The following is a 25633-nucleotide window of genomic DNA, read 5'->3' as shown; positions in this document are numbered from 1 at the left end:
CGGCAGGGGAGGAAGGCCATGAGCGCCCTGCTGAGCGTCACCTGTGCCGTCCCGGCGGCCGGTGCGGTGCTGACCGCCGCCATGCCGGCCGGGTCGTCCGAGTCCCGGCGCCGCACCACCAAGGCCGTCGCCCTGGGCGTCTCGGCCGTCACACTGGTGCTGGCCGCCGTGGTGGCGGCGCGGTTCGACCCGCACGGCGCCCGCTACCAGCTGACCGAGTCGTACAGCTGGATCCGCTCCTTCGGGATCACCTTCTCGCTCGGCGTGGACGGCATCGGCGCCGTCCTCGCCCTGCTCACCGCCGTCCTGGTGCCGATGGTGATGCTCGCCTCCTGGCACGACGCCGACCCGAGTCCGGCCGACCCGGGCCCGGCCGACCCGGACGGCACCCTCGCCGCTGACACCTTCGAGCGGCGCCGGCGCACCCAGGGCTTCTTCGCCCTGATCCTGGCGGTGGAGGCGATGGTGATCGTCTCCTTCTACGCCACCGACGTCTTCCTGTTCTACGTGTTCTTCGAAGCCATGCTGATCCCGATGTACTTCCTGATCGGCGGCTTCGGGGACCGGGCCGGCGGCCCCGAGTCGGCGCGGCAACGTTCCTACGCGGCCGTGAAGTTCCTGCTCTACAACCTGCTCGGCGGCCTGGTGATGCTGGCCGCCGTGATCGGCCTGTACGTGCTCGCGCAGGACCAGGGCCTCGGCACCTTCGACCTGCCGACCCTGGCCTCGGCCGTCGCCGACGGGAAGCTGCAGCTGAGCGGCACCGCCGAGAAGGCGCTGTTCCTCGGCTTCTTCTTCGCCTTCGCGGTCAAGGCCCCGCTGTGGCCGCTGCACACCTGGCTGCCGAACGCGATGGGCGAGGCCACCGCCGGCACCGCGGTGCTGATCACCGCCGTGGTGGACAAGGTCGGCACCTTCGCGATGCTGCGCTTCTGCCTCGGACTGTTCCCGCACGCCTCGAAGACCTTCGCCCCGGCGATCCTGGTCCTGGCGCTGATCGGGATCGTCTACGGCGCGCTGCTGGCGATCGGCCAGAAGGACATCAAGCGGCTGGTCGCCTACGCCTCGATCTCGCACTTCGGCTTCATCATCATGGGCATCTTCGCCCTGACCAGCCAGGGGCAGAGCGGCGCGACCCTCTACATGGTCAACCACGGCCTCTCCACCGCCGCGTGGATGCTGGTGGCCGGCTTCCTGATCTCCCGCCGCGGTTCGCGGCTGATCGCCGACTACGGCGGCGTGCAGAAGGTCGCCCCGGTGCTCGCCGGGACGTTCCTGATCGGCAGCCTGGCGACCCTGTCGCTGCCCGGCCTCGCCCCCTTCGTCAGCGAGTTCCTGGTGCTGGTGGGCACCTTCACCCGCTACCCGGCGATCGGGATCGTGGCGACCTTCGGCATCGTGCTGGCCGCGCTGTACGCCCTGCTGCTGTACCAGCGCACCATGACCGGCCCGGTGAAGGACGGGGTCCGGACGATGCCCGACCTCAAGGCCCGCGAACTCGCCGTGGTCGCCCCGCTGGTGGCGCTGACCATCCTGCTCGGCGTCTACCCCAAGCCGCTCACCGACCTGGTCAACCCCTCGGTGAACGCGACGCTGTCGCAGGTCCACGAGACCGACCCGGCGCCGGCCCACCCGGTCGCCGCCACCTCAGGAGGTGAGCAGAAGTGAGCGCGACCGCAGTGCTCGCCGCCGCCGGCGGCAACACCCCCAGCATCCCGGCGCCGCACATCGAGTACGGCCAACTCTCCCCGATGCTCGTGGTGTTCGGCGCCGCCGTGGCCGGCATCCTGGTGGAGGCCTTCGTGCCCCGCCGGTTCCGGCACTGGACACAGGTGACGCTCGCCCTGGCCGGGCTGGTCGGCGCCTTCGCGGCGGTGGTGGTGCTGGCCGTGCAGAGCCACGGCTTCACCAGGATCGACCTGCTGGCCATGGAGTCGGTGGCGCTGGACGGCCCGGCGCTGTTCCTGCAGGGCGTGATCCTGCTGGCCGCGGTGGTCGCGGTGCTCACCTACGCCGAGCGGAAGCTGGAGCCCAGGGCCGGTGGACGGCCGGCCGACGCCTTCGCCGCCCAGGCCGCCGCCACCCCCGGCGGCGAGCAGGAGCGGGCCGCGCTCCGGGCCGGCTTCGCCACCAGCGAGGTCTTCCCGCTCACCATGTTCGCGGTCGGCGGGATGCTGCTGTTCCCCGCCGCCAACGACCTGCTGACGATGTTCGTGGCGCTGGAGGTCTTCTCGCTGCCGCTGTACCTGCTGTGCGCGCTGGCCCGGCGCCGCCGGCTGCTCTCCCAGGAGGCGGCCGTCAAGTACTTCCTGCTCGGTGCCTTCGCCTCGGCGTTCTTCCTGTTCGGCACCGCGCTGCTGTACGGCTACGCGGGCAGCGTGAAGCTCGGCGACATCGGGGACGTCATCTCCGGCAAGGCGATGACCACCCCCGCGCAGCTGAGCACCACCCAGAGCGACGTGCTGGTGCTGACCGGCCTGGCGATGCTGGCGGTCGGCCTGCTGTTCAAGGTCGCCGCGGTGCCCTTCCACTCCTGGACCCCGGACGTCTACCAGGGCGCGCCCACCCCGGTGACCGGTTTCATGGCGGCGGCCACCAAGGTCGCGGCCTTCGGCGCCTTCCTGCGGCTGTTCTACGTGGCCTTCCCCGGCCTGCGGCTGGACTGGCGGCCGGTGATGTGGGGGGTGGCGATCCTCACCATGGTGGTGGGCGCGGTGCTGGCGGTAACGCAGCAGGACGTGAAGCGGCTGCTGGCCTACTCGTCGATCGCACACGCCGGGTTCATCCTGACCGGCGTGATCGCCGTCAACAAGCAGGGCATCTCCTCGGTGTTGTTCTACCTGCTGGCGTACTCCTTCGTGACGCTCGGCGCGTTCGCCGTGGTCACCCTGGTGCGCGACTCCAAGGGCGAGGCCACCCACCTGTCCAGCTGGGCCGGGCTCGGGCGGCGCTCGCCGCTGGTGGCGGCGGTGTTCGCACTCTTCCTGCTGGCCTTCGCCGGGATCCCGCTGACCTCCGGCTTCACCGGGAAGTTCGCGGTCTTCCAGGCGGCGGCGAGCGGCGGGGCGATCCCGCTGGTGATCGTCGGTGTGCTCAGTTCGGCGGTGGCCGCGTTCTTCTACATCCGGGTCATCGTGCTGATGTTCTTCTCGGACCCGCAGCCGGGCGGGCCGACGGTGGCGATCCCGAGCGCCTTCACGGCGACCGCGATCGGGGTCGGGGTGCTGGTGACGCTCGGTCTCGGTCTGCTGCCGCAGTACTTCCTCGACCTGGCCTCCAAGGCCTCGCTGTTCGTGCGCTGACCCTTTCCGAGGAGCCGGGGCGGGGGAGTTCGGAAGGCTCCCCCGCCCTTATGTCCGTCCGGATCGGCCCGCACCGCCGGACGACCCGCGCAGCTGCCCTGACCAGGGCGTCCGGCCCGATCATGACAGGATCCGCACGCCCGTGCAGTGATCCACTCGCGACCGGATACCCTGCCTGTATGGCCAGCGGCGGCACTCAGGGACCAGGCCGCTAGATCGACCAGGGACAGAGGAGTGGTCTTCGTGACCGTCGTGGAACCCTTCGGGCTCAGCGTGCAGGACCGCGACCTGACCCGGGACGTCCAGGCCGGACTTGAAGCGGTGGAGGCGGCGCTCGGCGAGGCCGTCAAGAGCGACGTCCCGTTCATCACCGTCACCGCCAGTCACCTCCTCGAAGCCGGCGGCAAGCGCTTCCGTCCGCTGCTCCTGCTGCTCGCCGCCCAGTTCGGCGACCCGGGGGCGCCCGGCGTGGTGCCGGCCGCGGTGGTCGTCGAGCTGACCCACCTGGCCACGCTGTACCACGACGACGTCATGGACGAGGCCCCGGTGCGCCGCGGCACCCCGAGCGCCAACTCCCGCTGGGACAACTCGGTCGCCATCCTCACCGGCGACTTCCTGTTCTCCCGCGCCTCCCAGGTGCTGGCCGACCTCGGCCCGGAGGCCGTGCGGATGCAGGCCGAGGCCTTCGAGCGGCTGGTCACCGGCCAGATCCTGGAGACCCGCGGCCCCGGCCCGGAGATGGACCCGCTCCTGCACTACCTGGACGTCCTGGAGGGCAAGACCGGCTCGCTGATCGCCGTCTCCTGCCGGATGGGAGCGCTGACGGCCGGCGCCGGGCCCGAGCTGGTGGACACCCTCGGCGAGTTCGGCGAGCGGATCGGCATCGCCTTCCAGCTGGCCGACGACGTGCTCGACATCTCCAGCGACGGCCACGAGTCCGGCAAGACCCCCGGCACCGACCTGCGCGAGGGCGTACCGACCCTGCCGACCCTGCTGCTGCAGCAGATGCCGGCCGACCCGGCGGACCCGGACGACGCCCGCCTGCGCGAACTGCTCTCCCAGGACCTCTCGGACGATGCGCTGCACGCCGAGGCGCTGCGCCTGATGCGCGCCCACCCGGCGCTGGAGCGCGCCCGCGCCGAGACCCTGCGCCGGGCCGAGGAGGCCCGGGCGCTGCTCGCCCCGCTGCCGGACTGCCCGGCGAAGGCCGCCCTGGAAGGGCTCTGCGACGCGGTGGCGATCCGCACCGTCTGACGGCCGGGCCGCCCGCCGTGGGTGCCGCGGCGGGCGTCCGGCCGGTTCGGATGGGGGAGACTGGCTCCCGTCAGCTCGCCGGAGCTCACCCGAGCTCGCCCCAGCCGGAAGGTCGCCATGCGTCGCGTCGTCATCGCCGAGGACTCCGTACTGCTGCGGGAGGGACTGACCCGGCTGCTCACCGATCGCGGCCTGGAGGTCGTCGCGGGCGTCGGGGACGGCGAGGCCCTGGTGAAGACCATCCACGACCTGGCCGCGGCCGACGCGCTGCCCGACGTCGTGGTCTCCGACGTGCGGATGCCGCCGACCCACACCGACGAGGGCCTGCGCGCCTGCGTCGAGCTGCGCGGCCGCTACCCGCAGCTGAACGTGTTGGTGCTGTCGCAGTTCGTGGAGGAACGTTACGCCTCGGAGCTGCTGGCCGGATCCACCCGGGGCGTCGGCTACCTGCTCAAGGACCGGGTCGCCGAGGTGCGCGAGTTCGCCGACGCGGTCGTCCGGGTCGCCGACGGCGGTACGGCGCTGGACCCGGAGGTGGTGCAGCAGTTGCTCAGCCGCAGCCGCAAGGGTGATGTTCTGGCCAATCTCACGCCGCGCGAGCGCGAGGTGCTCGGGCTGATGGCCGAGGGCCGCACCAACGCCGCGGTGGCCAAGCAGCTGGTGGTCTCCGACGGCGCGGTGGAGAAGCACGTCAGCAACATCTTCCTCAAGTTGGGCCTGGCCCAGAGCCCGGAGGACCACCGGCGGGTGCTGGCCGTGCTGACCTACCTCAACTCCTAGCACCTGTCCCAGCCGTCCCACCCGGCCCCCGGCCGCGGAATGATCTCCGGCGGACGGACGTTCTCCCTCACGTGCGGTACGGACGCAGGCCGGTGATTTCCCGCCGCATGCGGGAGTTCCGTCCCAGGCCGACTCCACCCGCATAGGATGCGGGAGGTGCACCAGGCGGACGGGGCACGGGGCCGCGCCCGCGGTGGTGTGCCGTCGAGGAGGTCCGCGGCAGTGACCAGTCAGGTCGATCAGTCAGAGGCAGTGGACGGCTCGGACGGCCAGGACGGCGCCCAGGTCCGGGCCGGGGGCGGCGAACCGCGCCCCGGTCCGACCACACCCGCCGACCCGCCCGCCCCGGGCGGCGCGCCACCCGGGCGCGCCAAGCCGATCCGCAGACTCGACCGGGTCATCATCCGTTTCGCCGGGGACTCCGGTGACGGCATGCAGCTCACCGGTGACCGGTTCACCTCGGAGACGGCGTCCTTCGGCAACGACCTGTCCACGCTGCCGAACTTCCCCGCCGAGATCCGGGCCCCCGCCGGCACCCTGCCGGGCGTGTCGTCCTTCCAGCTGCACTTCGCCGACCATGACATCCTGACCCCGGGTGACGCGCCGAACGTGCTGGTCGCGATGAACCCGGCCGCACTGAAGGCGAACGTGCCGGACCTGCCGCGCGGCGCCGAGATCATCGTCAACACCGACGAGTTCACCAAGCGCGCGCTGGCCAAGGTCGGCTACCCGGCGGACCCGCTGGGCGACGGCTCGCTGGACGGCTTCCACCTGCACAAGGTGCCGCTGACCACGCTGACGCTGGAGGCGCTCAAGGACAGCGGCCTGGCGCGCAAGGACGCGGAGCGGGCGAAGAACATGTTCGCCCTGGGCCTGCTGTCCTGGATGTACCACCGGCCCACGCACGGAACGGAGTCGTTCCTGCGCAGCAAGTTCGCGAAGAAGCCGCAGATCGCCGAGGCGAACATCCAGGCGTTCCGGGCGGGCTGGAACTTCGGCGAGACCACCGAGTCCTTCGCGGTCTCCTACGAGGTGCCGCCGGCCAAGCTCCCGGCCGGCCGCTACCGCAACATCTCCGGCAACCTCGCCCTCTCCTACGGGCTGATCGCCGCCGCGCAGCGCTCCGGACTGCCGTTGTACCTGGGCTCGTACCCGATCACCCCGGCCTCGGACATCCTGCACGAGCTGAGCAAGCACAAGAACTTCGGCGTGCGCACCTTCCAGGCCGAGGACGAGATCGCCGGCATCGGCGCGGCGCTCGGCGCGGCCTTCGGCGGGGCGCTCGGCGTCACCACCACCTCCGGGCCCGGCGTCGCGCTCAAGAGCGAGACGATCGGCCTGGCGGTCTCGCTCGAACTGCCGCTGCTGGTCGTGGACATCCAGCGCGGCGGCCCCTCCACCGGCCTGCCGACCAAGACCGAGCAGGCGGACCTGCTGCAGGCGATGTTCGGCCGCAACGGCGAGGCGCCGGTGCCGATCGTCGCCCCGGCCACGCCCGCGGAGTGCTTCGACGCGGCACTGGAGGCGGCCCGGATCGCGGTCACCTACCGCACCCCGGTCTTCCTGCTCTCCGACGGGTACCTGGCCAACGGCTCGGAGCCCTGGCGGATCCCCGGCGTCGACGAACTCCCCGAGATCGACCCGCAGTTCGCCACCGGCCCGAACCGCGAGGACGGCGCCTTCTGGCCGTACCTGCGGGATCCGCGGACGCTGGCCAGGCCCTGGGCGCTGCCCGGCACGCCCGGTCTGGAACACCGGATCGGCGGCATCGAGAAGCAGGACGGCACCGGGAACATCTCCTACGACCCGGCCAACCACGACTTCATGGTCCGCACCCGGCAGGCCAAAGTCGACGGCATCACCGTGAAGCCGGTCGAGGTGGACGACCCGACCGGGGACGCCCGCGTGCTGGTCCTCGGCTGGGGCTCGACGTACGGGCCGATCACCGCGGCGGTGCGCCGGGTGCGCGCGGACGGCGGCGAGGTCGCCCAGGCGCACCTGCGCAACCTCAACCCCTTCCCGGCCAACCTGGGTGCGGTGCTGAGGAGTTACGAGAAGGTCATCGTGCCCGAGATGAACCTGGGGCAGCTCGCCCTGCTGCTCCGGGCGAAGTACCTGGTGGACGCCGAGTCCTACAACCAGGTGCGCGGACTGCCGTTCAAGGCGGCGCAGTTGGCGGACGTGCTGTGGGCCGCGATCGGCACCCTGGACGAGGAGGACCACCGATGAGTGAGAACGGCTTCCCGTCCCTGCGGCTGGTGCCGAAGGCCGAAGCGCCGCAGAGCGCACGGGATTTCAAGACCGACCAGGAGGTGCGCTGGTGCCCCGGCTGCGGGGACTACGCGATCCTGGCGGCGGTGCAGTCCTTCATGCCGGAGCTGGGCATCAAGCGCGAGAACACGGTGTTCGTCTCGGGCATCGGCTGTTCCTCGCGCTTCCCGTACTACATGAACACCTATGGAGTGCACTCGATCCACGGGCGGGCGCCGGCGATCGCGACCGGGCTGGCGAGTTCGCGCCAGGACCTCAGCGTGTGGGTGGTGACCGGTGACGGCGACGCACTGTCGATCGGCGGCAACCATCTGATCCACGCCCTGCGGCGGAACGTCAATCTCAAGATCCTGTTGTTCAACAACCGTATCTACGGCCTCACCAAGGGCCAGTACTCACCGACCAGTGAACTCGGCAAGATCACCAAGTCCACGCCGATGGGCTCGCTGGACGCGCCGTTCAACCCGCTCTCGCTGGCGATCGGCGCCGAGGCCACCTTCGTCGCGCGCACCATCGACTCCGACCGCCAGCACCTGCAGTCGGTGCTGCGGGCGGCGGCCGAGCACCAGGGCACGGCGCTGGTGGAGATCTACCAGAACTGCAACATCTTCAACGACGGCGCCTTCGAGGTGCTGAAGGAGCCCGGCACCCGCGACGAGGCGCTGATCCGGCTGGAGCACGGGCAGCCGATCCGCTACGGCGCGGACGGCTCCGGCGGCGTCTTCCGCGGCCCGGACGGCGAACTGTTCACCGCACCGGTCACCCCGGAGAACGAGGCGGACCTGCTCGTCCACGACGCCCATGCGGCCGGCCCGGCCGCCGCCTTCGCGCTCACCCGGATCGCCGACGCGGACACCCTGCACCACACGCCGATCGGCGTGCTGCGCAGCGTGGAGCGGCCCGTCTACGACGAGCTGATGGCGAGCCAGCTGGCCACCGCCACCGCCCACCGCGGCCCGGGCGACCTGGCCACGCTGCTCGCCGGCAACGACACCTGGACGGTCGACTGACCGCCGGGTCGGCACACGGCGGAGCGCCCCTCGTCCAGGTCCGGACGAGGGGCGCTCCGCCGTTGCGGCTGCTGTCCGTCCTTGCAGCTACTGCTCGTCGTTGAGGCTACGGCCCGTCGAGTGGTGTCACTGCTCGACCCACTCGACCAGTTCGATCACGACCCCGTTCGGGTCGGCGACCTGGAACAGCTTCTCGCCCCAGGGCTCCTCGCGCAGTGGCAGGGTGACGGCCACCCCCTCGCCGCGCAGCCGTCGCTCCTCGGCGGCGACGTCCGCCACGACGAACGCCAGCAGCACCCCGTCCGCGGTGCGGTGCCGCTGCTCCTCGGGCAGCACCTCCAGCCCGCGCCGCAGGTAGACGACGTTCACCCCGCCGCCCGGGTGCCCGAGCGAGACGAAGCCGTCGGCCGACATCTCCTCGCGGTAGCCGAAGTGCCGCTTGAGGAAGGCGGCGGAGGCGGTGACGTCCTCGACGGTCAGGGCGACGGTGGTCTTGGTGATCTGCAAGGTGAGAGCCCTCTCGTCGGCAGCCGGGACAGCCGGGCGATTATCCCGTACGCAGTACACTATACATAGTACGGAGAATCTTGCCAGGGGAATCCGGCGGCCGATCGCGCCCGTGTTCGAGAAAGTCCGGCGGCGAACCGCACGGCGCGGCTAGGGTCGGGGCATCGCATCGAGCATTGGGGGGTCGATCCGATGTCGGACGCCGGATTCGAGGTCTCGCCCGAGCAGTTGAGGGCCTCGGCGGCAAACGCCTCGTCCATCGCCACCGGTCTGGCCGCGCCCGTCCAGACCGCCGGTACCGCCTCGGGGACCGCCGGGACGGCCCTGGGGGGCTGGCAGGTGGCCGGGCAGCTGGCCGCCGTGGTGACGGCTTGGACACAAGGGGTGGAGAAGATCCGCACCGCCCTCGGAACGGACGAGGAGTCGCTCCGCAAGGCCGCCGAGAACTACGGCAGGACCGAGAGCGGGAACGCCGGGGCCCTCCAGTAGCGCAACAGGGGAAGGGGGGCTCCCGTGGTGGACTTCGCGCGCCTGCGCGACGTGAAACTGGAGTCGGTGACGGAGGCCGGCAAGGACTGGCAGGCCGTCGCCAAAGCGCTCGACCAAGCGCGGCAGCACATCGAGGAGTCGGTGCTGAAACCGCTCGGCACCTGGACCGGCCCCGCCGCGACCGGCGCCCGGCACTCCTTCGGTCAGCAGGAACTGCAGCTGCAGGTCGCCGCACTGGAACTCCAGGCGGTCGAGCAGGTGTTGGCCGGCTTCGTCCTGGCGGTGACCACCGCCCAACAGGAGCTGCAGTACGCGCTGACGGAGGCGAGCAGGCACGGTCTCACGGTCGACGCGAACGGCACGGTCACCGCGACGCCGACGCCGGTCGACCAACTGCCCAAGAACGCGGCCCTGCGCCAGGAGGCCGCGGACTCCTACCGGGCCGAGGCCGCCTACGCCGCGACCCTCACCGCCGACATCGCCGCCGCCGTCCAGGCCGCCACCCAGGCCGACGCCACGTGCGCGGCCGAACTCGGCAAGCTGGCCGAGGAGTCCAAACTCCTCGACGGGTCCGGGCGTACGGGCCTGGCGGGCGCGCTCCAACTCGCCGCCAAGGACCTCGGCGAGGCCACCCGGCTCGCCGGGACGGTCGAAGGCGACACCATCCCCACCGACCCGGCCGCCCGGGCGGCCTGGTGGGGAGCCCTGACCCCGGACCAGCGGAACCAGTTCCTGGACGCGGCGCCGTGGAAGGTCCAGGGCCTGCCCGGCGTGCCGAAACTGCAGGACTACTACAAGCAACTCGCCCTGAAGAAGGCCGGGATCGACCCGTCGAAGTGGGACCCGGAGAAGGGCCTGGACTTCAACGACGAGACCGTGCAGAAGGTCTACGCCTGGTACCAGAAGCTGTGGGACGAGAACCGGGACTTCCAGTGGGCCGGAATGGCCAAGCTGGCCGGCGCACCGGTGTACGGGGGGCTCCACGACCTCAACGAGGTGATCAAGGGTGCGGACATCGCCGGGTTGGCCGTACCCATCCCCGGCGGGCTGCTGAGCAGCCTCAGCACGGACGAGGTGCAGTGGTTCCAGAACAAGTTCCTGCACATGCAGAAGGACATCTTCGATGATGTCGGTGCCATGCACGCCGCGTACCAGCAGTACGGCATCGCCGGAATCGAGGCGTTGCAGAAGCAGAACCCGGACAATTACCCGAAGGAACTGACAGATGCCTGGCGGGACATCGACTCGGGCGACCCGAAGCGGGTGGCAGCCGGCAATGCCGCTCTGCTGGAGCGGGAGCAGACCAAGGTGCTGCCGGGCTCCTACCGGGAGGTGGAGAAGTACCACGGCCCGGTCGGGGACACGTTCGCCCAGGTGTTGTCGGCCATGACCGAGTCACCGATCCCGGGCGGCAGGTCCTTCAACGGCTACTACGGCGGTGAGTGGTCCACCTGGTGGGACGACCGCTACGTGACCGACACGAATGACCGGATGGACTGGATCCGCAAGGACATGCTGCCCAAGTACCAGCAGCTCCTGGCGAATCCGGTGCAGGCGAAGGCGCTCATCGACACTCCACTGCTCGATCGGGCCGACGAGTACGAGGTCGTGCCGTGACGCGGTCCTGGCGGATCCGGATCCTCGGGGCTCTGCTCAGCCTGGTTCTGGTGGCGGCCGGGTGCTACCTGGTGGGCGGGAGGACGCGTGCCGTCCACTGGGACCTCCGGAACTCGCACCGGGGCGCCGATCTCGGGGTCAAGCTGAATCCGCACAGTGGTCACGACTTCGAGGACCTGGGCCCCCTGGACATCGACCTGCCCGGTGGTCAGCGATTCCACGCAGACAAGATGAGCCTCGTCGTGGCGGCCACCCACGATGACGCCGAGAACATCGACGAACTCATCTGTTGGTACCCCGAGATGTCGCTCGACGAGGCGTATCGGAAAGCCATGGAACTCACCCGGCAGTTCGGTCTGAAGTCCGACGGAATCGTCGACTTCCGGCAGACCGTCCTCGATGACCTGGCGAAGGGCGACCGGCAGCATCTCGACGGGCAGGACGGCGGCTCGGACTTTCCTTTGCTGACCCCGGCCGGACCGCTCTTCGGGGTCGGCCTCAAGTACGCGACCGTCAACAGCGGACAGCCTGTGACTCTGAAGGTCAACATCGCCTGGGGCGACAACCTCAGGCTCACCCTGCAGGACCAGGCCACCGCGTCCGCCACCCCGACCGCCCCCTGATCCGGAGGCCCCGTTGTCGTACGAGCAGCCCGTCCAGCCGACGGCCGTCACCTGGAACCTCCGCAGCAGCCACGCCCGCAGCGATGTCGGCTGGCCGGAGGGTGTCCGCCGGCACTGGCGCTTCCCTGCAGTCGCCGCGACGATCGCGTTGCCGGGCGGGCGCTGGTTCACCGGGCGGGTGGAGCTGTCGGTCGCGGCCGAGGGGGAGGCGATCGACCTGGTCAGCGCCATCTTCCCGGCCGCCACGGTGGAGGACGCCTACCGGTTGTCGGGAGAGCTGGCCGCGTACTGGGAGCTGCCGGCCGAGCCGCTGGAGGCCTGGTACCGCGAGGTCCGGGCTGGGCTGGCGGCGGGGCGGCGGATCAACGACTTCGGGTTGAGCATCCGCGGTCCGCGGCTGGAGGAAGCGTTCGGGCCGACGGTGAACCTGGTGTTCCTGTTCGCGCCGGGAGGCCCGCGGCCGGTGCGGCCGGCGCTCTACTTCGAGTGGTCCTGAGCGTTCGGGCGGTCCTGAACGTTCGGGTGGTCCCGAGCGCTGCCCCGCCGGGGTCGGCGGGGCAGCGGGCGCGGCACGGGGTGGGTCAGTAGACGCAGGGAATGCCGCCGTCGGACTGGGCGTCGACGCCGGGGCCCTGCATGGGGAGGTTGGCGGCGGGGTCGACGGAGGCCGGGCCGGTGGGGGTGGTGGGCGTGTCGCCGGCCACGCCGGTGAAGGTGGTGCCGAGGGTGACGACGACGTGGTCGGCCGGGGTGGAGGCGGACTCGGTGGCGGTGACGCCGTAGCGGGCGGCGATCTGGTCGGCGGCCTCCTTGGCGCCCTTGCCGTAGGTGACGGTGGTGGTCTTGGGCCTGGTGGCCGCGGAGCCGGTCCGACCCTCCTTGAAGCCCAGGCCGGTCAGCGCCTTGGCTTCGGCGGTGGAGGTGACCCCGGCGGCCGAGGAGGCGTTGAAGACGTCCACGGTGACGGCCTTGGCGGCGGTCGGCGTCGACGTCGATGTCGGGGTGGGCGTGGCGGGTGCGGGCGGCGGGGTGGCGGCGTCGGTCGTGTCGTCGGCCGGGGCGGAGGGGGCGGCGGCGTCGGCGTAGCCGAACAGCTGCTTGACCACCTTCTGGATCTTCGCCGGGGTGACCAGGTTGACGTCCTGGCCGTTGCGGGTGGCGAAGCCGTCGAAGGTCAGGGTGTTGAACTCGACGTTGCCGCCGGTCAGCGCCGGGGCCTGCTGGGCGAAGTCGAGGATGTTCCACTCGTTGTCGATGACGAGGTCCTTCTGTATGACGCTCATCAGTTCCTGCATCTTGCCGAGGTCGCCGACGATGCCCTTCTGCTTCAGGTTGTGCACCACGGCGGAGATGAACGCCTGCTGGCGGTGGGTGCGGGCGAAGTCGCCGGAGTTGCCGTCGGGGCCGTCGAGGTTGTGGCGCTGGCGGACGAAGGAGAGGGCCTGGGAGGCGTTGAGGGTGTTGATGCCCTTCTTGAAGTCGGCTCCCGAGCCCTGGCCCTCCATGGCCGGGTCCTTGGTGTCGTGGGTGAGGCAGACCTGGATCGGCTCGACCGCCTTCGCGATGTCGTAGAAGCCCATCAGGTTGACCTCGGCGATGTGGTCGATGGGCTGGTCCAGGAACTTCTGCACGGTGCGGATGGTGGCCGCGCGGCCGATGTCGCGTCCGGCCTTCTCCAGGTCCGCGCCCTTGAGGCCCTTGGCCCGCAGGCCGGCGTCGGCCTTGTCCTTGGCGTTGCCGTAGGCCTCCTTGATCTTGCCCATGCCCATCTGGGAGCCGTCGGCGTTGTAGGTCATGACGTAGTCGTCGCGCGGGACGGACACCGCCTGCACCTTGCCGCCGCCCGCCGGTATGTGCAGCAGGATCAGGGAGTTGGTGTTGTAGCCGCCGACGTCGGAGCTGTAGCCGGCGTGCAGCTGGTCCTGGATGAACTGCGGCGGCAGGTCCGAGCCGTCCATGTTCTTGCGGCTGTCCAGGCCGATCAGCAGCAGGTTCACCGAGTTGTCGAGGTGCTTGGGGGCGTCCTTCTTCGTCTGGGCGATGACGTTGGAGGTGGTCATCCCGTCGGTGAGCTGCTTGTACTCGTACCAGACCACGCCGCTCGCCGCGAACACCGCGATCCCGGCCGTGCAGGCCACCACCCGGCCCGCGACCAGCAGCGGGGACCGGGTGCGGGCCGGGGGCGCGGGAGTGCGGCGGGCGGCGCGGCCGTCGGGCGGCGTGCCCTGGGGGCCGGGGCCCTGGCCGTGGCCGGGGTTCTGGCCGGGGGTGTGCTCGGCGTTGTCAGCCACGGTGCCTCCTCCGGTCCCGGACGACCCGGACCACGATCACCAGGAGGGCCGCCACCGCGGCCTCCGCCATCACGGGAAAGCCGTGCACCACCCATTTCGCGCCGCCGGTGGCCAGGCCCTTGCCCTGGTACAGCTCGCGGTTGGCCAGCAGCTCGGCGGCGGCCGTCACGCCCAGGACGACCAGCGGGGAGGCGGCGAGCACCCACCACCAGCCGTTGCGGGTACTCAGCGCGGCGGCCAGGCCGGTGCCGAGCACCGCGCCCACCGTGAACGCCAGGCCCATGCCCGGGCCGGAGAGTTCGCTGATCGCCGCGCCCACGATCGGCAGGCCGACGGCGGCCAACGCCGGGAGGGCGGGCCCGCCGGAGAAGGGGCGTTTCGGGCGGGTCGTCGGGCGGGCTGCCGAGCGGGCCGCCGGTCGGTTCGCTGCGGCCCGTCGCCGTGAGCCCTGGTCGGGCTGCCTCCGCTGGTCGGGCTGCCGTCCGTGGTCCGGCTGCTGCCGCTGGTCGGACTGTCGTCCACGGTCGGGTGACCGTCCTCGTTGCCCCGCCACGCACTCACCCCCGGTGTTCCCGTGTTCCCGGGCGCCACGGTGGCGCCCGCGCTGGTTGCCCGTCCGTAAGTTCGGTCGTGGCGCTGCCAGTTCTGGACGCCGGTGCCGCTCGGCTGGTTCCCATGGTGGCCCGGGCGGCCCGTGAATCGGGGCCGGCGCTTCCGTTTTGCCTCTACACCGGTGTAGAGATCGTAGGCAGCATAGATCACGTGCGTCCGGTCGCAAGTCCGTTCGTAGTGGGGCCAGGATAAACTACACCGGGTAGTTTCTGAGAGTCGGCCGGTGGGCCGGCGGATGAGGAGTGGGCCGTGGCGGCGACGGGCGGAACGGGGCGGCCGGAGAAGCGCAACGCGATCACGCAGGCCGCGATGACGGTGTTCGGGCGCGAGGGCTACGTACGGGCCAGCATGGACGCGATCGCGGCCGAGGCCGGGGTGTCCAAGCGCACGGTCTACAACCACTTCGCCGACAAGGAGACCCTCTTCCTGTCGGTGGCCCTGCAGAACTCGGCGGAACTGACCGAGACCGTCCGGGCGTTGATGGCGAAGTACCTCGACCGGGTGGTGGACCTGCGCCGGGACCTGACCGACCTCGCCGTCGAGCGGGCCCGCGCGGTGCTGTCCGCCGGGGAGCACGGCGCGCTCGGCCGGGCGATCCGCGCCGAGGTGGCCAACATTCCGGCGGACGTCCTGGAGGCGTGGCTGGAGGCCGGTCCGATCGCCTCGCTGCGCGACCTCGCGGCGCACTTCGAGGCACTGGCCGGCCGGGGGCTGCTGGTGGTCGAGGACCCGGCGCTGGCCGCCGAGCAGTACACGCTGCTGACCTTCCACGGCATCGCCGAGCGCTCCTTCTGGGGCGCCGTCCCGGTGGCGGACGAGGAGGTGGAGCGGATCGCGGCGGTCGGCGTCGACGCCTTCCTGCGGATCTACGGCGCCCCGGCGCCGCCCCGGGCCTGACGGCAGGGAGCGGCTGGACGGGCCCGACGGCCGGGAAAGCCGGGAAGGCCGGCCGGGGCCCGGGCGGGAACGGCAGCGCGCCGCCCCCGCCCGGGGCCCGTACGGGTCACTTCCAGTTGACGCCCTTGCCGAGGGTGTACGGGTCGCCCCAGTACTCGGCGCCCGCGACCTTCGACGCCTCCGGGGACATCGCCACCGCGCAGGAGGTGGCCGACTGGCCGTTGGTGAAGCCCTTGGGCAGCGAGTCGCTCTTGCACTTGGGGAAGGAGCCGATGATCAGCAGGTCCTGCGCCTCGGTGCCGTCCGCCAGCAGGCCCTTCATGTGGTCGACGCTGGTGAAGGACAGGTCGGTGCTGCCGGCGTTGGTGACCTTGTAGTGGATGTAGTACGGCACCAGGCCCTTGGCCTTGTCGCCCAGGTTGAGCGAGGCGAGGTCGGCCGGGTCGCCCTTCTCGATCGAGGTGACCGAGAGCGCGATGGTGCCCTTGGTGCTGCCCGAGCTGAACGGGATGGTCACGGCGTCGCCGACCTTGACCGTGGTGCCGGGCGCCGCGGTGGGGCCGGCCGGCGCGGGTGCGGCGGCCGAGCCGGAGGCCGCGCCGCCCGCCGGGGCGGAGGTCGGGGCGGCCGGGGTGATGGCGCCGCTGCTCGGCGACGCGGCGCCGGTGGCGGGCGCGGACGGCGCGGTCGACGGGGTCGTCGCGGTGTCCGAGGACGAGGCGTCGTCGTTGCAGGCGGTCAGGGTGAGCGTGCCGACCGCGGCCAGCGAGGCCAGCGCCAGGGCATGGCGATGGGTGCGGATGAGCTTCATGAGACGTCCCCCGTGTTCGCGGACCACCGTCCGGCGGTCCTACCGAAGGATGTTCATAGCGCAGTCCGGAGGTCGGGTGCCATCGCTTTGGCGCCGCCTTGACTCCACCGTGACGAGTTCCGCGCGGGTCCGTGACAAGGGATATCGAGCCGTGATCCCGGACAGGCCCCCAGGGCCCGGCCGGCCCTACGCCGTTCCGGACGCGCGGGCGCTCAGCACCAACTCGTTGTAGGTGGCGACGGTGGTGAAACCGAGTCGCCGGTAGAGCCGGATCGCCGGGGCGTTGTCGGTGCGGACGTTGAGGCCCAGGTGGTCGGTGTCGGCGGCGAGCCGGTGGCACAGGGCGGTGACGCAGGCCCGGGCGAGGCCGCGGCCGCGGGCCTCGGGGTGGGTGGCCACGTTGCCGAGGACGGCGACCCGCTGGGCGGGGGAGTGGACGTGCACCCCGGCGGCCGCCAGCAGCCGGCCGTTCTCGCGGACGCCGACGTAGCCGCCGCCGGACAGCATCCGCGGGTCGAACCAGGACTCGGGGTAGGCCGCGGCCAGCAGGGTCCGCAGGTCGGCGAGGTCGGCTGTCGTCAACGGCTGTGCCTCGTACGGGACGTCGCGCACAAGGTCGGCTGCAGCCCGGTCCGGGAGGAGCATCCGGAGCAGCGGGGTGCGGCGCTCGACCGCGTAGTCCGGTGCGAGGGCCCGTTCGGCGCCGTCCGGCAGTCCGGCGGTGAAGCGGCGCGGCAGGAACGGCCGCAGGTCGCCGAGCAGGGCCTCCAGCGGCGGTACGTCGGCGGGCCGGGCGAAGGCGAGCAGGACGGGGGTGTCGCCGCCGCTGTAGAGCAGGGCGACCGGACCGTGGTCGGCGGAGACGGTGTACCACGCGGTGTTGGGCCAGTGGGTGTCGTCCAGGTCGCCGAGCTCGAAGAGGTGCAGCGCCGGATCGGTGCGGAACCGGGCGGCGAGTGCGGCGCGGTCGTGCAGGCTGATGAGGGGCACCCGGTCGAGGATACGGAGCGGCCCGTCCGCTCGTCGGCGCCGACGAGCGGACGGGCCCGATGGTGGCTCAGCCCAGCAGCCAGCGCTGGGCCGGGTCGGCGGTGTTGCAGCCGGCCGTCGTGGTGTACTGGGCGACCCCGGCGGAGGTGAGGCACTGCCCGGTGGCCGCGTTGCGGATCAGGTACCAGCCGCGGTCCTCGTCGGTCAGCCGCCACTTCTGGTTGGCCTGCATCCAGTCCCCGGCCGGGCGGTTGAGACCGTCCCAGCCGCCGGGGGTGTCCCACAGCTGGACGGCGCCGGAGCGGGTGTCGAGGTCGACGACCTTGCCGTTGCCGCCGTGCGAGATGGCCGTGGTGCCGTCGCAGTAGGCCCAGAACGACCAGGTCTGGGCGGTGGACTGGTCGTTCGCCGTGTAGACGCCGATCCGCTGGCCGTTGGCCTCGTTGTTGCTCGGCAGGTCCAGCACACCGGCGGAGCCGTTGTAGACCTTCTGGGGCGTCTGCAGCCCGGGCGCCAGGTCGCACGCGGCGGCCTGTGCCGCCTGCGCCGCCGGTGCACCGACGACGGCCGCCCCCGCGACGGCCGCGACGGCGCCCAGCGAGGCGAGGAGCCTGCGGGTACGGGTGGTGGTGTTCTGCGCGGTTCTCATCGTGGTTCTCCTTCTGGTGTGGTGGGTGGACGGTCCCGCGTCAGCCGCGCGGGACGGGGGTCGGCGTCAGCCGCGCGGGACCTGGAGCGCGGCCCACTGCTTGGGGCCGGGGATGCCGTCGGCGTCCGAGCCGGAGTCCCCGAGCTTGTGCTGCCAGTTGCGGAAGGACTCGCGGTCGGCGTCGGACCACTCGGGGCCGGGGCCCTCGGCGTAGGCGGAGCAGCCTTCGGCGACCAGCCGCTCTCCCATCCGGGTGATCACGTCGCTGTTCTGGCCGTCGTGGAAGAACTCGGCGCCGGGGAAGGGCTCGTAGCCGTCACCGGCGTCGCCGCCGCCACTGCCGCCGTCGGCCGCCGGAGCGCTGCCGCCGGCCGCGCCGTCGCTGGGGCTGTCGGTCGGGGAGGCCTCCTGCCCGAAGTAGAGCGCCCCGGCCCGGTCCTTCCACTCCGGGTCGGCGAGGACGACGCCCTCGGAGAACTCCGGGATGCCGTAGCCGTAGACCCAGTCCGAGCGGCGCTCACGGGTCTTCATGTAGACGCCGTCGCCCTCGGAGCTGCCGCCGTCGTTGGTGTTCGCCTCGACGGTGGTGATGGTGGAGGCGGTGTAGGCCACGCAGATGCCGGTGTGGCTGCCGCCGCCCGGGCCGAAGAAGACCTGGCCGCCGATCACCGGGTACTCGGTGAAGCGGTCGCGCTCCTTGAACCAGGCGACGCCCTCCGCGCAGGAGGCGGTCACCGGGAAGCGGCCGGCGTTGCCGGACTCCTGGGCGCACCAGGCGACGAAGGTGGCGCACCAGGCCTCGCCCTGGGACCACTCCAGGCCGGGGACGGCGGGTGAGAACTTCTGGATGTTGTTCCAGTGCCCGCCTTCGCGACCCTCGTGGTAACCGACCTGGTCACGGGCGACGTTGATCAGGTCCGCCGCGTTCGAGGACATGGGTGTGGACTCCTTGCTGCTGGAAGGCTGGAAGGGTGCCGAATGGCGCCGAAAGGCGCCGGGCGGGGGCTCAGCCCTGGCCGAAGGTCTGCACGTAGCGGCCCCAGTTGCCGCGCTGGCGCGGCGCGTAGCCGATGCCGATGGCGTTGTAGGCGGTGCCCAGGATGTTGTCCCGGTGGTGCGGGCTGTTCATCCACATCTGCATGGCCTCGGCGACGCTGTTGCCCGGGGTGACGTTCTCGGCGGAGGCGCGGGAGACGAAGCCGGCGTCACGGATGCGGTCCCAGGGGGAGCTGCCGTCGGTGCCGTCGTGCTGGGTCAGGTCGTGCGAGGCCATGTCGTTGGCGTGGCGCTGGGCGGCCGCGCTGAGGCGGTCGTCCAGGCGCAGCGCCGGGGCGCCGACGCGGCCGCGCTCGGCGTTGACGGCGTTCAGCATCTCGGTGCGGAAGTCAGCGCCGCCGGGCTGCGGCTGCGGCTGCGGCTGGGGCTGCTGCTGCTGGCCGCCGCCGCTGATGCCGCCGGCCGGGACGAGCTGCCAGCGCTGCGCCGGGTTGCCGTCGTCCTGCCGGGTGAGGGTGAGCGGGGAGCCGGGGGCGGAGGCGGTGAGGAAGAGGGTGCCCTCGTCGCCGCGGGTGGTGCGGATGCGGATCCAGTCGTTGTCGACGGGCTCGAAGCACCAGTGCTGGTTGGGCTGGTTGTGCTCGTTGAACAGCCAGGCCTGGCCGATCGAGTAGTTGTAGTCCATGACCATGGCCTGGCCGCCGGGGTGCTTGCCGGTGGTCAGCTGGGTCTCCAGAAGGAAGCTGCCGTTCTCCTTGGCCCAGAAGGTCCAGCCCTGGGCGGTGGTGCCGTTGGAGCCCCAGGACTGGATGGCGGTGCCGACGGCGGTCTGGCTGGAGCGGACGTCGGCGACCGTTGCGTTGGCGGACTTGAGGGTCCAGGTCTGGCCGTGCTGCGGGAGCGTGGGCATGGGGTGCACCTCTCGTCTGAAGGTGCCCCGGGCCGGGGACACATGGCGACCCGGGGCCTGACGAGGAAGACGTTCCTTCAATGCGGTAGACGGCCGGTCAACGCGCGTAGCGAGTCGGCCCGTTGACGTGCCGTCTACCGGTCCGGGGAGACTCTGCCTACCGGTTCAGCAACCCCCTGACCTGCGCCGATTCCTCGGCGATCCCCAGCCGCTCGTACAGCTCCAGGGCGTCCGCCAGACAGGCCCGGGCCTGGCGCGGCCGGCCTAGGCCGTCGAGTGCCGTGCCGAGGGTGCGCAGCAGGCCGGCCTCCAGGGCGGCGCTGGTTCGGCGGGCGAGCGGGAGGACGGCTTCGGCGGCGTCGACGGCGAGCAGCCAGCGGCCGGCCTCGGCGTGGATGCGGGCGGCGAGGTCACCGGACGCGGCGGCGAAGACGGTGACCTGGAGGGCGACGAACTCCTCGCGGGCGCCGACGGCGTGGTCGAGCGCCGCCTCCGGGTCGCCGCACAGCCGCAGCACCCGGGCCAGGTAGTAGCGGCCGATCGCGGCCGAGACCGGCCCCGAGGCGCTCATCAGGCGGGCGCTGCGCTCGGCGGCCTCCCGGGCCTCGTCGACCCGGCCGGTCTGGGCGGCGCTGAAGGCGAACTCGCCGAGCGCGCTGCCCTCGGCGCGCTGGGCGCCGAGGCGGTGGAAGAGGGCGGCGGCGCGGCCGGCGTGTTCGGCGGCCTCGGCGTAGCGGCTGTGGGTGCGGGCGTTGCTGCCGAGGGTGATCAGGGCCTTGGCGAGGACGCGTTCGGCTCGTGGCCGCCCCTCCGACCCCTGGGTGCCCGACTCGTCCGCGTCCTCCCCGTCCGACAGGGCGACGGCCCGGCGGATCTCCTCCTCGGACTCGGCGTAGCGGTTGATGTGCCAGAGCATGCTGCCGCGCAGGTAGTGGGCGAGGGCGAGCGGCCCGTGCTCGCCGCGGGCGGCGGCCTCCCGGCCGATGCGTTCGGCGAGGTCGACGATGACGCCGGTCTGGGTGCGTTCCGGGAGCACGGCGCCCATCCGGTCGGCGAGTTCGGCGGCGCGGTCGAGCGGCAGCGCCGGGTCGTCGCAGCCGAGCGCGATGGCGGCGGCGTGCACCTCGGCCTGGTCGCGCATCCAGCGCACGGCTTCCGCGCCGTCGGCGATGGCCCGGCCGGGGGAGGCCACGGTGGCGCCGAGCAGGCAGAGTTCGGCCGGTTCGGCCTTGCGGGCGGCGAGGTCGGCGTTGCGGGCGGTGGCGAGGCAGAAGTCGAGCAGCCGGTCGGTGGCGGCGGTGCGTTCGGCGGCGTCGTCCTCGGCGGCGAGCCGGCCGCGGGCGTAGGCGCGGACGAGGTCGTGGAAGCCGTAGCGGCCGAACCGGGGGGAGTGCAGCAGGTTGAGGTCGACGAGGGTTTCGAGCAGTTCGTCGGCCTCGTCCTCGGTGCGCCCGAGCAGGGCGGCGGCGCAGGGCAGCGGCAGGTCGGGGGCGTCGGGCAGCGACAGCAGGCGGAAGGCCCGGGCGAGTTCGGGGTCGAGGCGGCGGTAGGAGAGCGCGAAGGTGGCTTCCACCGTCCGTTCGCCGTCGCTGAGTTCGGCCAGCCGGTGTTCGTGTCGCAGCCCTTCGGCGAGCGCGGCGAGGGTGAGCGCGGGGTCGGCGGCGAGCCGGGAGGCGGCGATGCGGACGGCGAGCGGCAGCAGCCCGCAGGCCCGGACGACCTCCTCGGCGGCGTCGGCTTCGGCGGCGACGCGTTCGGCGCCGACGATGCGGGTGAGCAGTTCCAGCGCCTGCTCGGTCGGCAGGGTGTCCAGGCGCAGCTGGTGGGCGCCGGCGAGGCCGGCCAGCCGGTGGCGGCTGGTGATGAGGACGGCGCAGCCGGCCGAGCCGGGTAGCAGCGGTTCGACGTGGCCGGGTGTGGCGGCGTTGTCGAGGACGACGAGGACGCGCCGGCCGGCGAGCGCCGAGCGGTAGAGGGCGCTGCGTTCGCCGGTGTCGGTCGGGATCTCGGTGGGGTCGACGCCGAGGGCGCGCAGGAAGCCGACGAGGACGGTGCCCGGGTCGGGCGGGGTGTGGTCGGCGCCGCGCAGGTCGGCGAAGAGTTGCCCGTCGGGGAAGCGTTCGCGGACGTGCCGGGCGACGTGCACGGCGAGGGTGGTCTTGCCGACGCCGCCCATGCCGTCCACCGCGGAGACCACGACGGCGCGCCCGCCGGCCGCGGCGAGGCGGTCCAGGAGGGTTTCGACCTCCTCGGTGCGGCCGGTGAAGTCGGGCAGGCCGGAGGGGAGTTGGTCGGGGGCCTGCCAGGTGTCGGTGGCGGCCTCGGCCGGGGCGGCGGGGGTGGCGGTGGGCAGCAGCGAGGCGTCCTCGCGCAGGATGCGCAGCTGGAGTTCGGCCGGGCCGCGGTCGTCCGGCGGCAGCGACGGCCGGGCGTCCTCGTACACGGCGAGCGCTTCGGCCTTGCGGCCCGCCTGGTAGAGGGCGCGCATCAGGACGCTGGTGAGCCGGGGCCGCCCGGGGTGTTCCAGGGCGAGTGCTTCGGCCTCCGCGGTCAGGTCGGTGCGGTCGCCGAGTTCGGCGTCCAGCTCCAGCTCGGTCTCCTTGGCCGAGATCCGCTGCTCGGCGAGGCGGGCCCGGACGGCCTCGGCGTGCGGCCCGGGCAGGCCGGCGAGCGGTTCGCCGACCCAGAGCCGCTGGGCGCTGCGCAGCACCTCCCGGACGTCCCGGGGCGGTGCGTCCGACTCCCGCAGCCGCCCGGCCTCGGCCAGCAGCTCCTCCCAGGCGGCGGCGTCCACCTCGGCGTGCGGCGCCCGGAACGCGTAGCCGTCGCCGACCCGCACCAGCGGCATCCGATCCGGGTCGCCGCCGGTGTACGGCCGGAACGCACTGCGCAGCCGGGAGACGGCCAGCTGGACTGCCTTGCGCGGGTCGGCGGGCTCGGCCCCGCCCCACACGCCCTCGACCAGGACCGGGACGGCCACCGTCCGTCCGGTGGCCTGCAGCAGGACGGCGAGCACGGCCCGCTGCTGCGGCCTGCCCAACTCCAGCTCCTGCTCCCCGTACCAGGCCCGCAGCGGCCCCAGCAGTCCGAACCGAAGCCCGGCTCCCCCCATGTCACCCATGTCCCGTCCCGAAAGTCGTTCTGCGCCGGTATCCCGCCACTTCCCCGCCACTTCCGTCCGGACAGCGGCGCCCCCGTGCGCCGGCGGCCTATGCTCTGTCACTGATTGTGCACCGGAACGGGGGTTTCGAGAGGGGGGCTGTGCGGCTCGAATTCCGCGTGCTGGGGCCGTTGCGCGCCCGGTGCGACGACCGTGAGGTAGAACTCGGCCGGCCGCAGCAGCGGGCCGTGCTGGCCGCGCTGCTGCTTTCTCCGGGGCAGCTGGTGCCGACGGAGCGGCTGGTCGAGGGCTTGTGGGGCGAGGACGATACGCGTTGGCCGAAGGATCCGGTCGGCCAGATCGGCACCCATGCGCACCGTTTGCGGCGGGCGCTGGGCGCCCCCGGGCTGCTGGTGGCGGCGGCCGGCGGGTACGGGTTGGCGGTGCCGCGCGAGTCGGTGGACCTGTTCCGTTACGAGGCCGCGGTGGCCGAGGCCGTCGCGCTGCGTCACCAGGATCCGGTCCGGGCTCGGGAGTTGCTGGTGGCCGCGCTCGGGGCGTGGGAGGGCGACCGCGCGCTGGACGGCGTGCCGGGCGCGTTCGCCGAACGGGCGCGGGAGCGGCTGGCGGCCGGCCGCTTCGCGGCGGTGAAGGCGCTGCTCGACCTGGACGTGGTGCTCGGCCGGCACACCGACGCGGTGGAGCCGCTGGCCGCCCTGGCCGCCTCGCACCCGCAGGACGAGGAGGTGCACCGGCTGCGTCTGCTGGCGCTGCACCGGTGCGGCCGGACGGCCGAGGCACTGGCGGTGTACGAGGAGCTGCGGGAGCGGCTGGACCGCGAACTGGGGCTGGAGCCGGCGGCCGCGGTGGTCGAGCTGGCCGATCGGATCCGGCGGGGACAGCCGCCGGTGCCGCTGCGGCGGCTGCCCAGGCCCGGCCAGCTCCCGCCGGACATCCCCGACCTGGTCGGCCGGGCCGCGCTGGCCCGGCAGGCGGAACGGGTGCTGCGAACGGCCGGAGGTGCGCCGGCGGTGGGTTCGCCGGTGGTGGGGCTGTCGGGCCCGGCGGGCAGCGGCACTTCGGCGTTGGCGGTGCACGTCGCCCACGCCGTCCAGGACGGCTTCCCGGACGGCCAGCTGTACACAAAGGGCGGGGAGCCGGGCGCCGTGCTGGCGGCCTTCCTGCGGGCCCTGGGCGAACGACCCGCCGACGGTGCCCCGGCCGACGAGCTGAGCGCCCACTACCGGGCGGCGCTGGCCGGGCGGCGCGTCCTGGTGGTGCTGGACGGGGTGGCTGACCCGACCCCGCTGCTGCCCCTGGCCGCGGGCTGCGCGGCCGTGGTGACCGGGGCGGACCCCGGGGTGCTGCCCGTCGACGCGGTCCGGCTGGCGGTCGGACCGCTGGAACCGCACGACGCCCACGAGCTGCTGGCGCGGATCGTGGGCGTCGAACGGATCAGCCGGGAGCCGGCCGCGGCGGCCGAGCTGGCCGGCCTGTGCGGCTACCTGCCCGTGCTGCTGCGGACGGCGGCGACCCGGCTCGCGGCCCGGCCCTGGTGGTCGGTGGCGGACCTGGTCAGGTGGTTCACCGAACGGGGGTGAGGGCCGGGGCGCGGAGTCTGTCGGTACGGGCTCTTCCGTACGGGTTCTTCAGTACGGGTTCTTTAGTACGGGTCCGAGCTGCGGATCGTGAACCGGCCGAAGCTCTCGAAACGGGTGTCCTCGAAGACGATGTCGACTCCGCCGTGGTCGGAGAGCGACACGGAGGCCCGCTCGGTGGAGCTGGACTTGAAGCTGTTGCTGGCCCAGCAGACGCGGTTGTTGGCGCCGTAGACGACGAAGTTGCCGTCGCCCTGCATGATCGCCTTCTGGCCGCAGCCCCAGGTGCCGGGGGCGGCCCACACCGCCGTCGGGTACGAGTAGCCCTTGTAAATGACGAGGTTGCCGTCGCCCTGGAGGATCAGCTTGGTGTCGTTGTAGCTGAGGTAGCCGCCCTGGTAGAGGATCCCGGGCTCGTTCAGCGTCGATCCGGCCGAGTAGTCGGCCTGCGCGGTCCCCGCCGACACCATCGTCCCGACCAGTGCCAGCACGCCGGCCGCCGTTCCGACCGCCATGCGTCGCAGCGTCTTCGTCGTCTTCATGTCCCCGTGTCGCCTCTCTCGTACGTTGACGCCCACGAGGTGTCCGGGGCGCCGTGGGAACGATCATGGCTGGCGTCGGTAGACAGACGATAAACGCCGCGTTGAGGGGCGAGGCCGGGCGAGGCCTGGCGGTGAGGCCGACAGGGGCGTTTGGCGTGGAGGCGAAGTGGGAGTAGTGTTCTCTAGTCGCTCGACAGGGAGCACCGGACACGCATCGGCGCGGACGGTCCCGGAGTGGCCAATCCCTTGAAACACCACTTTCCGGCTAGAGCTGGGTCGTGTCTGCGTTTTATCGGATTGCGGCTGGATTCGCTTTTCGAAGCGGGGATCGGCTAGAGTTTGAAACGTCGGACGGGGCGTCAAACCCCGGAAGGCACCAGCGAG

22 protein-coding genes are annotated in these 25633 nt (G+C 72.3%); 12 read left to right on the top strand and 10 right to left on the bottom strand.

From position 1 onward, the window contains the following. Positions 1-18 precede the first annotated feature (18 nt). The 6 genes from CRP52_RS13170 (at position 19) to CRP52_RS13145 (ending at position 8617) form a co-directional block, all read left to right on the top strand. A complete protein-coding gene (locus CRP52_RS13170; RefSeq protein WP_097236576.1) occupies positions 19-1668 on the top strand; it encodes an NADH-quinone oxidoreductase subunit M in 1650 nt (549 codons plus the stop codon). After that, the gene (gene nuoN, locus CRP52_RS13165; protein ID WP_097236575.1) at positions 1665-3302 is read left to right on the top strand and encodes an NADH-quinone oxidoreductase subunit NuoN; all 1638 of its coding nucleotides are present in this window, start codon (positions 1665-1667) and stop codon (positions 3300-3302) included. Before CRP52_RS13170 ends, nuoN begins: the two co-directional genes overlap by 4 nt. A 243-nt stretch (positions 3303-3545) precedes the next feature. Continuing rightward, positions 3546-4556, top strand: a complete 1011-nt coding sequence (locus tag CRP52_RS13160; RefSeq protein WP_097240049.1) for a polyprenyl synthetase family protein — start codon at positions 3546-3548, stop codon at positions 4554-4556. Positions 4557-4673: 117 nt separating this feature from the next. Then, entirely contained in the window at positions 4674-5336 is a 663-nt protein-coding gene (locus CRP52_RS13155) for a response regulator transcription factor (protein ID WP_030060117.1), read from the top strand. Positions 5337-5558: 222 nt separating this feature from the next. Further along, a complete protein-coding gene (locus CRP52_RS13150) occupies positions 5559-7565 on the top strand; it encodes a 2-oxoacid:acceptor oxidoreductase subunit alpha (RefSeq protein ID WP_097236574.1) in 2007 nt (668 codons plus the stop codon). Beyond that, positions 7562-8617 (top strand): 2-oxoacid:ferredoxin oxidoreductase subunit beta, encoded by a 1056-nt coding sequence (locus CRP52_RS13145; RefSeq protein ID WP_097236573.1) that lies wholly within the window; start codon positions 7562-7564, stop codon positions 8615-8617. The genes CRP52_RS13150 and CRP52_RS13145 overlap by 4 nt, the downstream gene beginning before the upstream one ends. A gap of 126 nt (positions 8618-8743) precedes the next feature. Here the strand turns inward: CRP52_RS13145 and CRP52_RS13140 are convergent, their stop codons facing one another. Further along, positions 8744-9124, bottom strand: a complete 381-nt coding sequence (locus tag CRP52_RS13140) for a VOC family protein (protein ID WP_097236572.1) — start codon at positions 9122-9124, stop codon at positions 8744-8746. Between the two features lie 192 nt (positions 9125-9316). Here CRP52_RS13140 and CRP52_RS13135 point away from each other — a divergent pair, with 192 nt between their 5' ends. From CRP52_RS13135 to CRP52_RS13120, 4 genes are read left to right on the top strand one after another with little or no spacing between them, the layout of a single operon-like run. After that, positions 9317-9613 carry a type VII secretion target gene (locus tag CRP52_RS13135; RefSeq protein WP_097236571.1) on the top strand — a complete coding sequence of 99 codons (297 nt, stop codon included), beginning with the start codon at positions 9317-9319 and terminating at the stop codon, positions 9611-9613. A 24-nt stretch (positions 9614-9637) separates the two neighbouring features. Further along, positions 9638-11230, top strand: coding sequence for a DUF2515 family protein (locus CRP52_RS13130; protein WP_097236570.1), 1593 nt, complete (start codon positions 9638-9640; stop codon positions 11228-11230). Next, positions 11227-11853: a hypothetical protein gene (locus tag CRP52_RS13125; protein ID WP_097236569.1), complete on the top strand. Its 627-nt coding sequence runs from the start codon at positions 11227-11229 to the stop codon at positions 11851-11853. Before CRP52_RS13130 ends, CRP52_RS13125 begins: the two co-directional genes overlap by 4 nt. A 13-nt stretch (positions 11854-11866) precedes the next feature. After that, positions 11867-12349: a hypothetical protein gene (locus tag CRP52_RS13120; RefSeq protein ID WP_097236568.1), complete on the top strand. Its 483-nt coding sequence runs from the start codon at positions 11867-11869 to the stop codon at positions 12347-12349. A gap of 85 nt (positions 12350-12434) precedes the next feature. Here the strand turns inward: CRP52_RS13120 and CRP52_RS13115 are convergent, their stop codons facing one another. Next, positions 12435-14144 (bottom strand): LCP family protein, encoded by a 1710-nt coding sequence (locus tag CRP52_RS13115; protein WP_097236567.1) that lies wholly within the window; start codon positions 14142-14144, stop codon positions 12435-12437. Then, positions 14137-14487, bottom strand: a complete 351-nt coding sequence (locus CRP52_RS13110; RefSeq protein WP_097236566.1) for a DUF6542 domain-containing protein — start codon at positions 14485-14487, stop codon at positions 14137-14139. The genes CRP52_RS13115 and CRP52_RS13110 overlap by 8 nt, the downstream gene beginning before the upstream one ends. Before the next feature lie 518 nt (positions 14488-15005). Between CRP52_RS13110 and CRP52_RS40475 the strand changes: the two genes are divergently transcribed. After that, a complete protein-coding gene (locus CRP52_RS40475) occupies positions 15006-15653 on the top strand; it encodes a TetR/AcrR family transcriptional regulator (RefSeq protein WP_306458858.1) in 648 nt (215 codons plus the stop codon). Between the two features lie 106 nt (positions 15654-15759). On the opposite strand, the gene CRP52_RS13100 is transcribed toward CRP52_RS40475, so the two are convergent. From CRP52_RS13100 to CRP52_RS13075, 6 genes are all read right to left on the bottom strand, one after another. Further along, positions 15760-16464 (bottom strand): hypothetical protein, encoded by a 705-nt coding sequence (locus tag CRP52_RS13100; protein ID WP_097236565.1) that lies wholly within the window; start codon positions 16462-16464, stop codon positions 15760-15762. A 186-nt stretch (positions 16465-16650) separates the two neighbouring features. Beyond that, positions 16651-17454, bottom strand: coding sequence for a GNAT family N-acetyltransferase (locus tag CRP52_RS13095; RefSeq protein ID WP_097236564.1), 804 nt, complete (start codon positions 17452-17454; stop codon positions 16651-16653). Between the two features lie 67 nt (positions 17455-17521). Then, positions 17522-18103, bottom strand: coding sequence for an RICIN domain-containing protein (locus CRP52_RS13090; protein WP_097236563.1), 582 nt, complete (start codon positions 18101-18103; stop codon positions 17522-17524). A 66-nt stretch (positions 18104-18169) separates the two neighbouring features. Then, the gene (locus CRP52_RS13085; RefSeq protein WP_097236562.1) at positions 18170-19039 is read right to left on the bottom strand and encodes a peptidoglycan-binding protein; all 870 of its coding nucleotides are present in this window, start codon (positions 19037-19039) and stop codon (positions 18170-18172) included. Positions 19040-19109: 70 nt separating this feature from the next. Next, positions 19110-20009: a CAP domain-containing protein gene (locus tag CRP52_RS13080; protein WP_097236561.1), complete on the bottom strand. Its 900-nt coding sequence runs from the start codon at positions 20007-20009 to the stop codon at positions 19110-19112. 157 nt (positions 20010-20166) lie between these two features. Next, complete coding sequence (locus CRP52_RS13075; protein WP_097236560.1) at positions 20167-23130, bottom strand: AfsR/SARP family transcriptional regulator; 2964 nt, start codon at positions 23128-23130, stop codon at positions 20167-20169. Positions 23131-23270: 140 nt separating this feature from the next. Between CRP52_RS13075 and CRP52_RS36950 the strand changes: the two genes are divergently transcribed. Next, complete coding sequence (locus CRP52_RS36950; RefSeq protein WP_179852784.1) at positions 23271-24710, top strand: AfsR/SARP family transcriptional regulator; 1440 nt, start codon at positions 23271-23273, stop codon at positions 24708-24710. Between the two features lie 62 nt (positions 24711-24772). On the opposite strand, the gene CRP52_RS13065 is transcribed toward CRP52_RS36950, so the two are convergent. Further along, positions 24773-25222: a hypothetical protein gene (locus tag CRP52_RS13065; RefSeq protein WP_179852783.1), complete on the bottom strand. Its 450-nt coding sequence runs from the start codon at positions 25220-25222 to the stop codon at positions 24773-24775. Between the last annotated feature and the right edge of the window lie 411 nt (positions 25223-25633).

Origin of the sequence: Streptomyces sp. 1331.2, assembly GCF_900199205.1 — a bacterium.
In the GTDB taxonomy this organism is placed as follows: domain Bacteria; phylum Actinomycetota; class Actinomycetes; order Streptomycetales; family Streptomycetaceae; genus Kitasatospora.
Note: the sequence above shows the minus strand (reverse complement) of the source record. Positions and strands in the feature narration are given on the sequence as shown.

Coding starts and splice junctions, on each gene's coding strand:
- CRP52_RS13170 (WP_097236576.1), top strand. CDS start 19: ATGAGCGCCCTGCTGAGCGTCACCTGTGCCGTCCCGGCGGCCGGTGCG.
- CRP52_RS13155 (WP_030060117.1), top strand. CDS start 4,674: ATGCGTCGCGTCGTCATCGCCGAGGACTCCGTACTGCTGCGGGAGGGA.
- CRP52_RS13145 (WP_097236573.1), top strand. CDS start 7,562: ATGAGTGAGAACGGCTTCCCGTCCCTGCGGCTGGTGCCGAAGGCCGAA.
- CRP52_RS13135 (WP_097236571.1), top strand. CDS start 9,317: ATGTCGGACGCCGGATTCGAGGTCTCGCCCGAGCAGTTGAGGGCCTCG.
- CRP52_RS13100 (WP_097236565.1), bottom strand. CDS start 16,464: ATGAAGCTCATCCGCACCCATCGCCATGCCCTGGCGCTGGCCTCGCTG.
- CRP52_RS13090 (WP_097236563.1), bottom strand. CDS start 18,103: ATGAGAACCGCGCAGAACACCACCACCCGTACCCGCAGGCTCCTCGCC.
- CRP52_RS13085 (WP_097236562.1), bottom strand. CDS start 19,039: ATGTCCTCGAACGCGGCGGACCTGATCAACGTCGCCCGTGACCAGGTC.
- CRP52_RS13080 (WP_097236561.1), bottom strand. CDS start 20,009: ATGCCCACGCTCCCGCAGCACGGCCAGACCTGGACCCTCAAGTCCGCC.
- CRP52_RS13075 (WP_097236560.1), bottom strand. CDS start 23,130: ATGGGTGACATGGGGGGAGCCGGGCTTCGGTTCGGACTGCTGGGGCCG.
- CRP52_RS13065 (WP_179852783.1), bottom strand. CDS start 25,222: ATGGCGGTCGGAACGGCGGCCGGCGTGCTGGCACTGGTCGGGACGATG.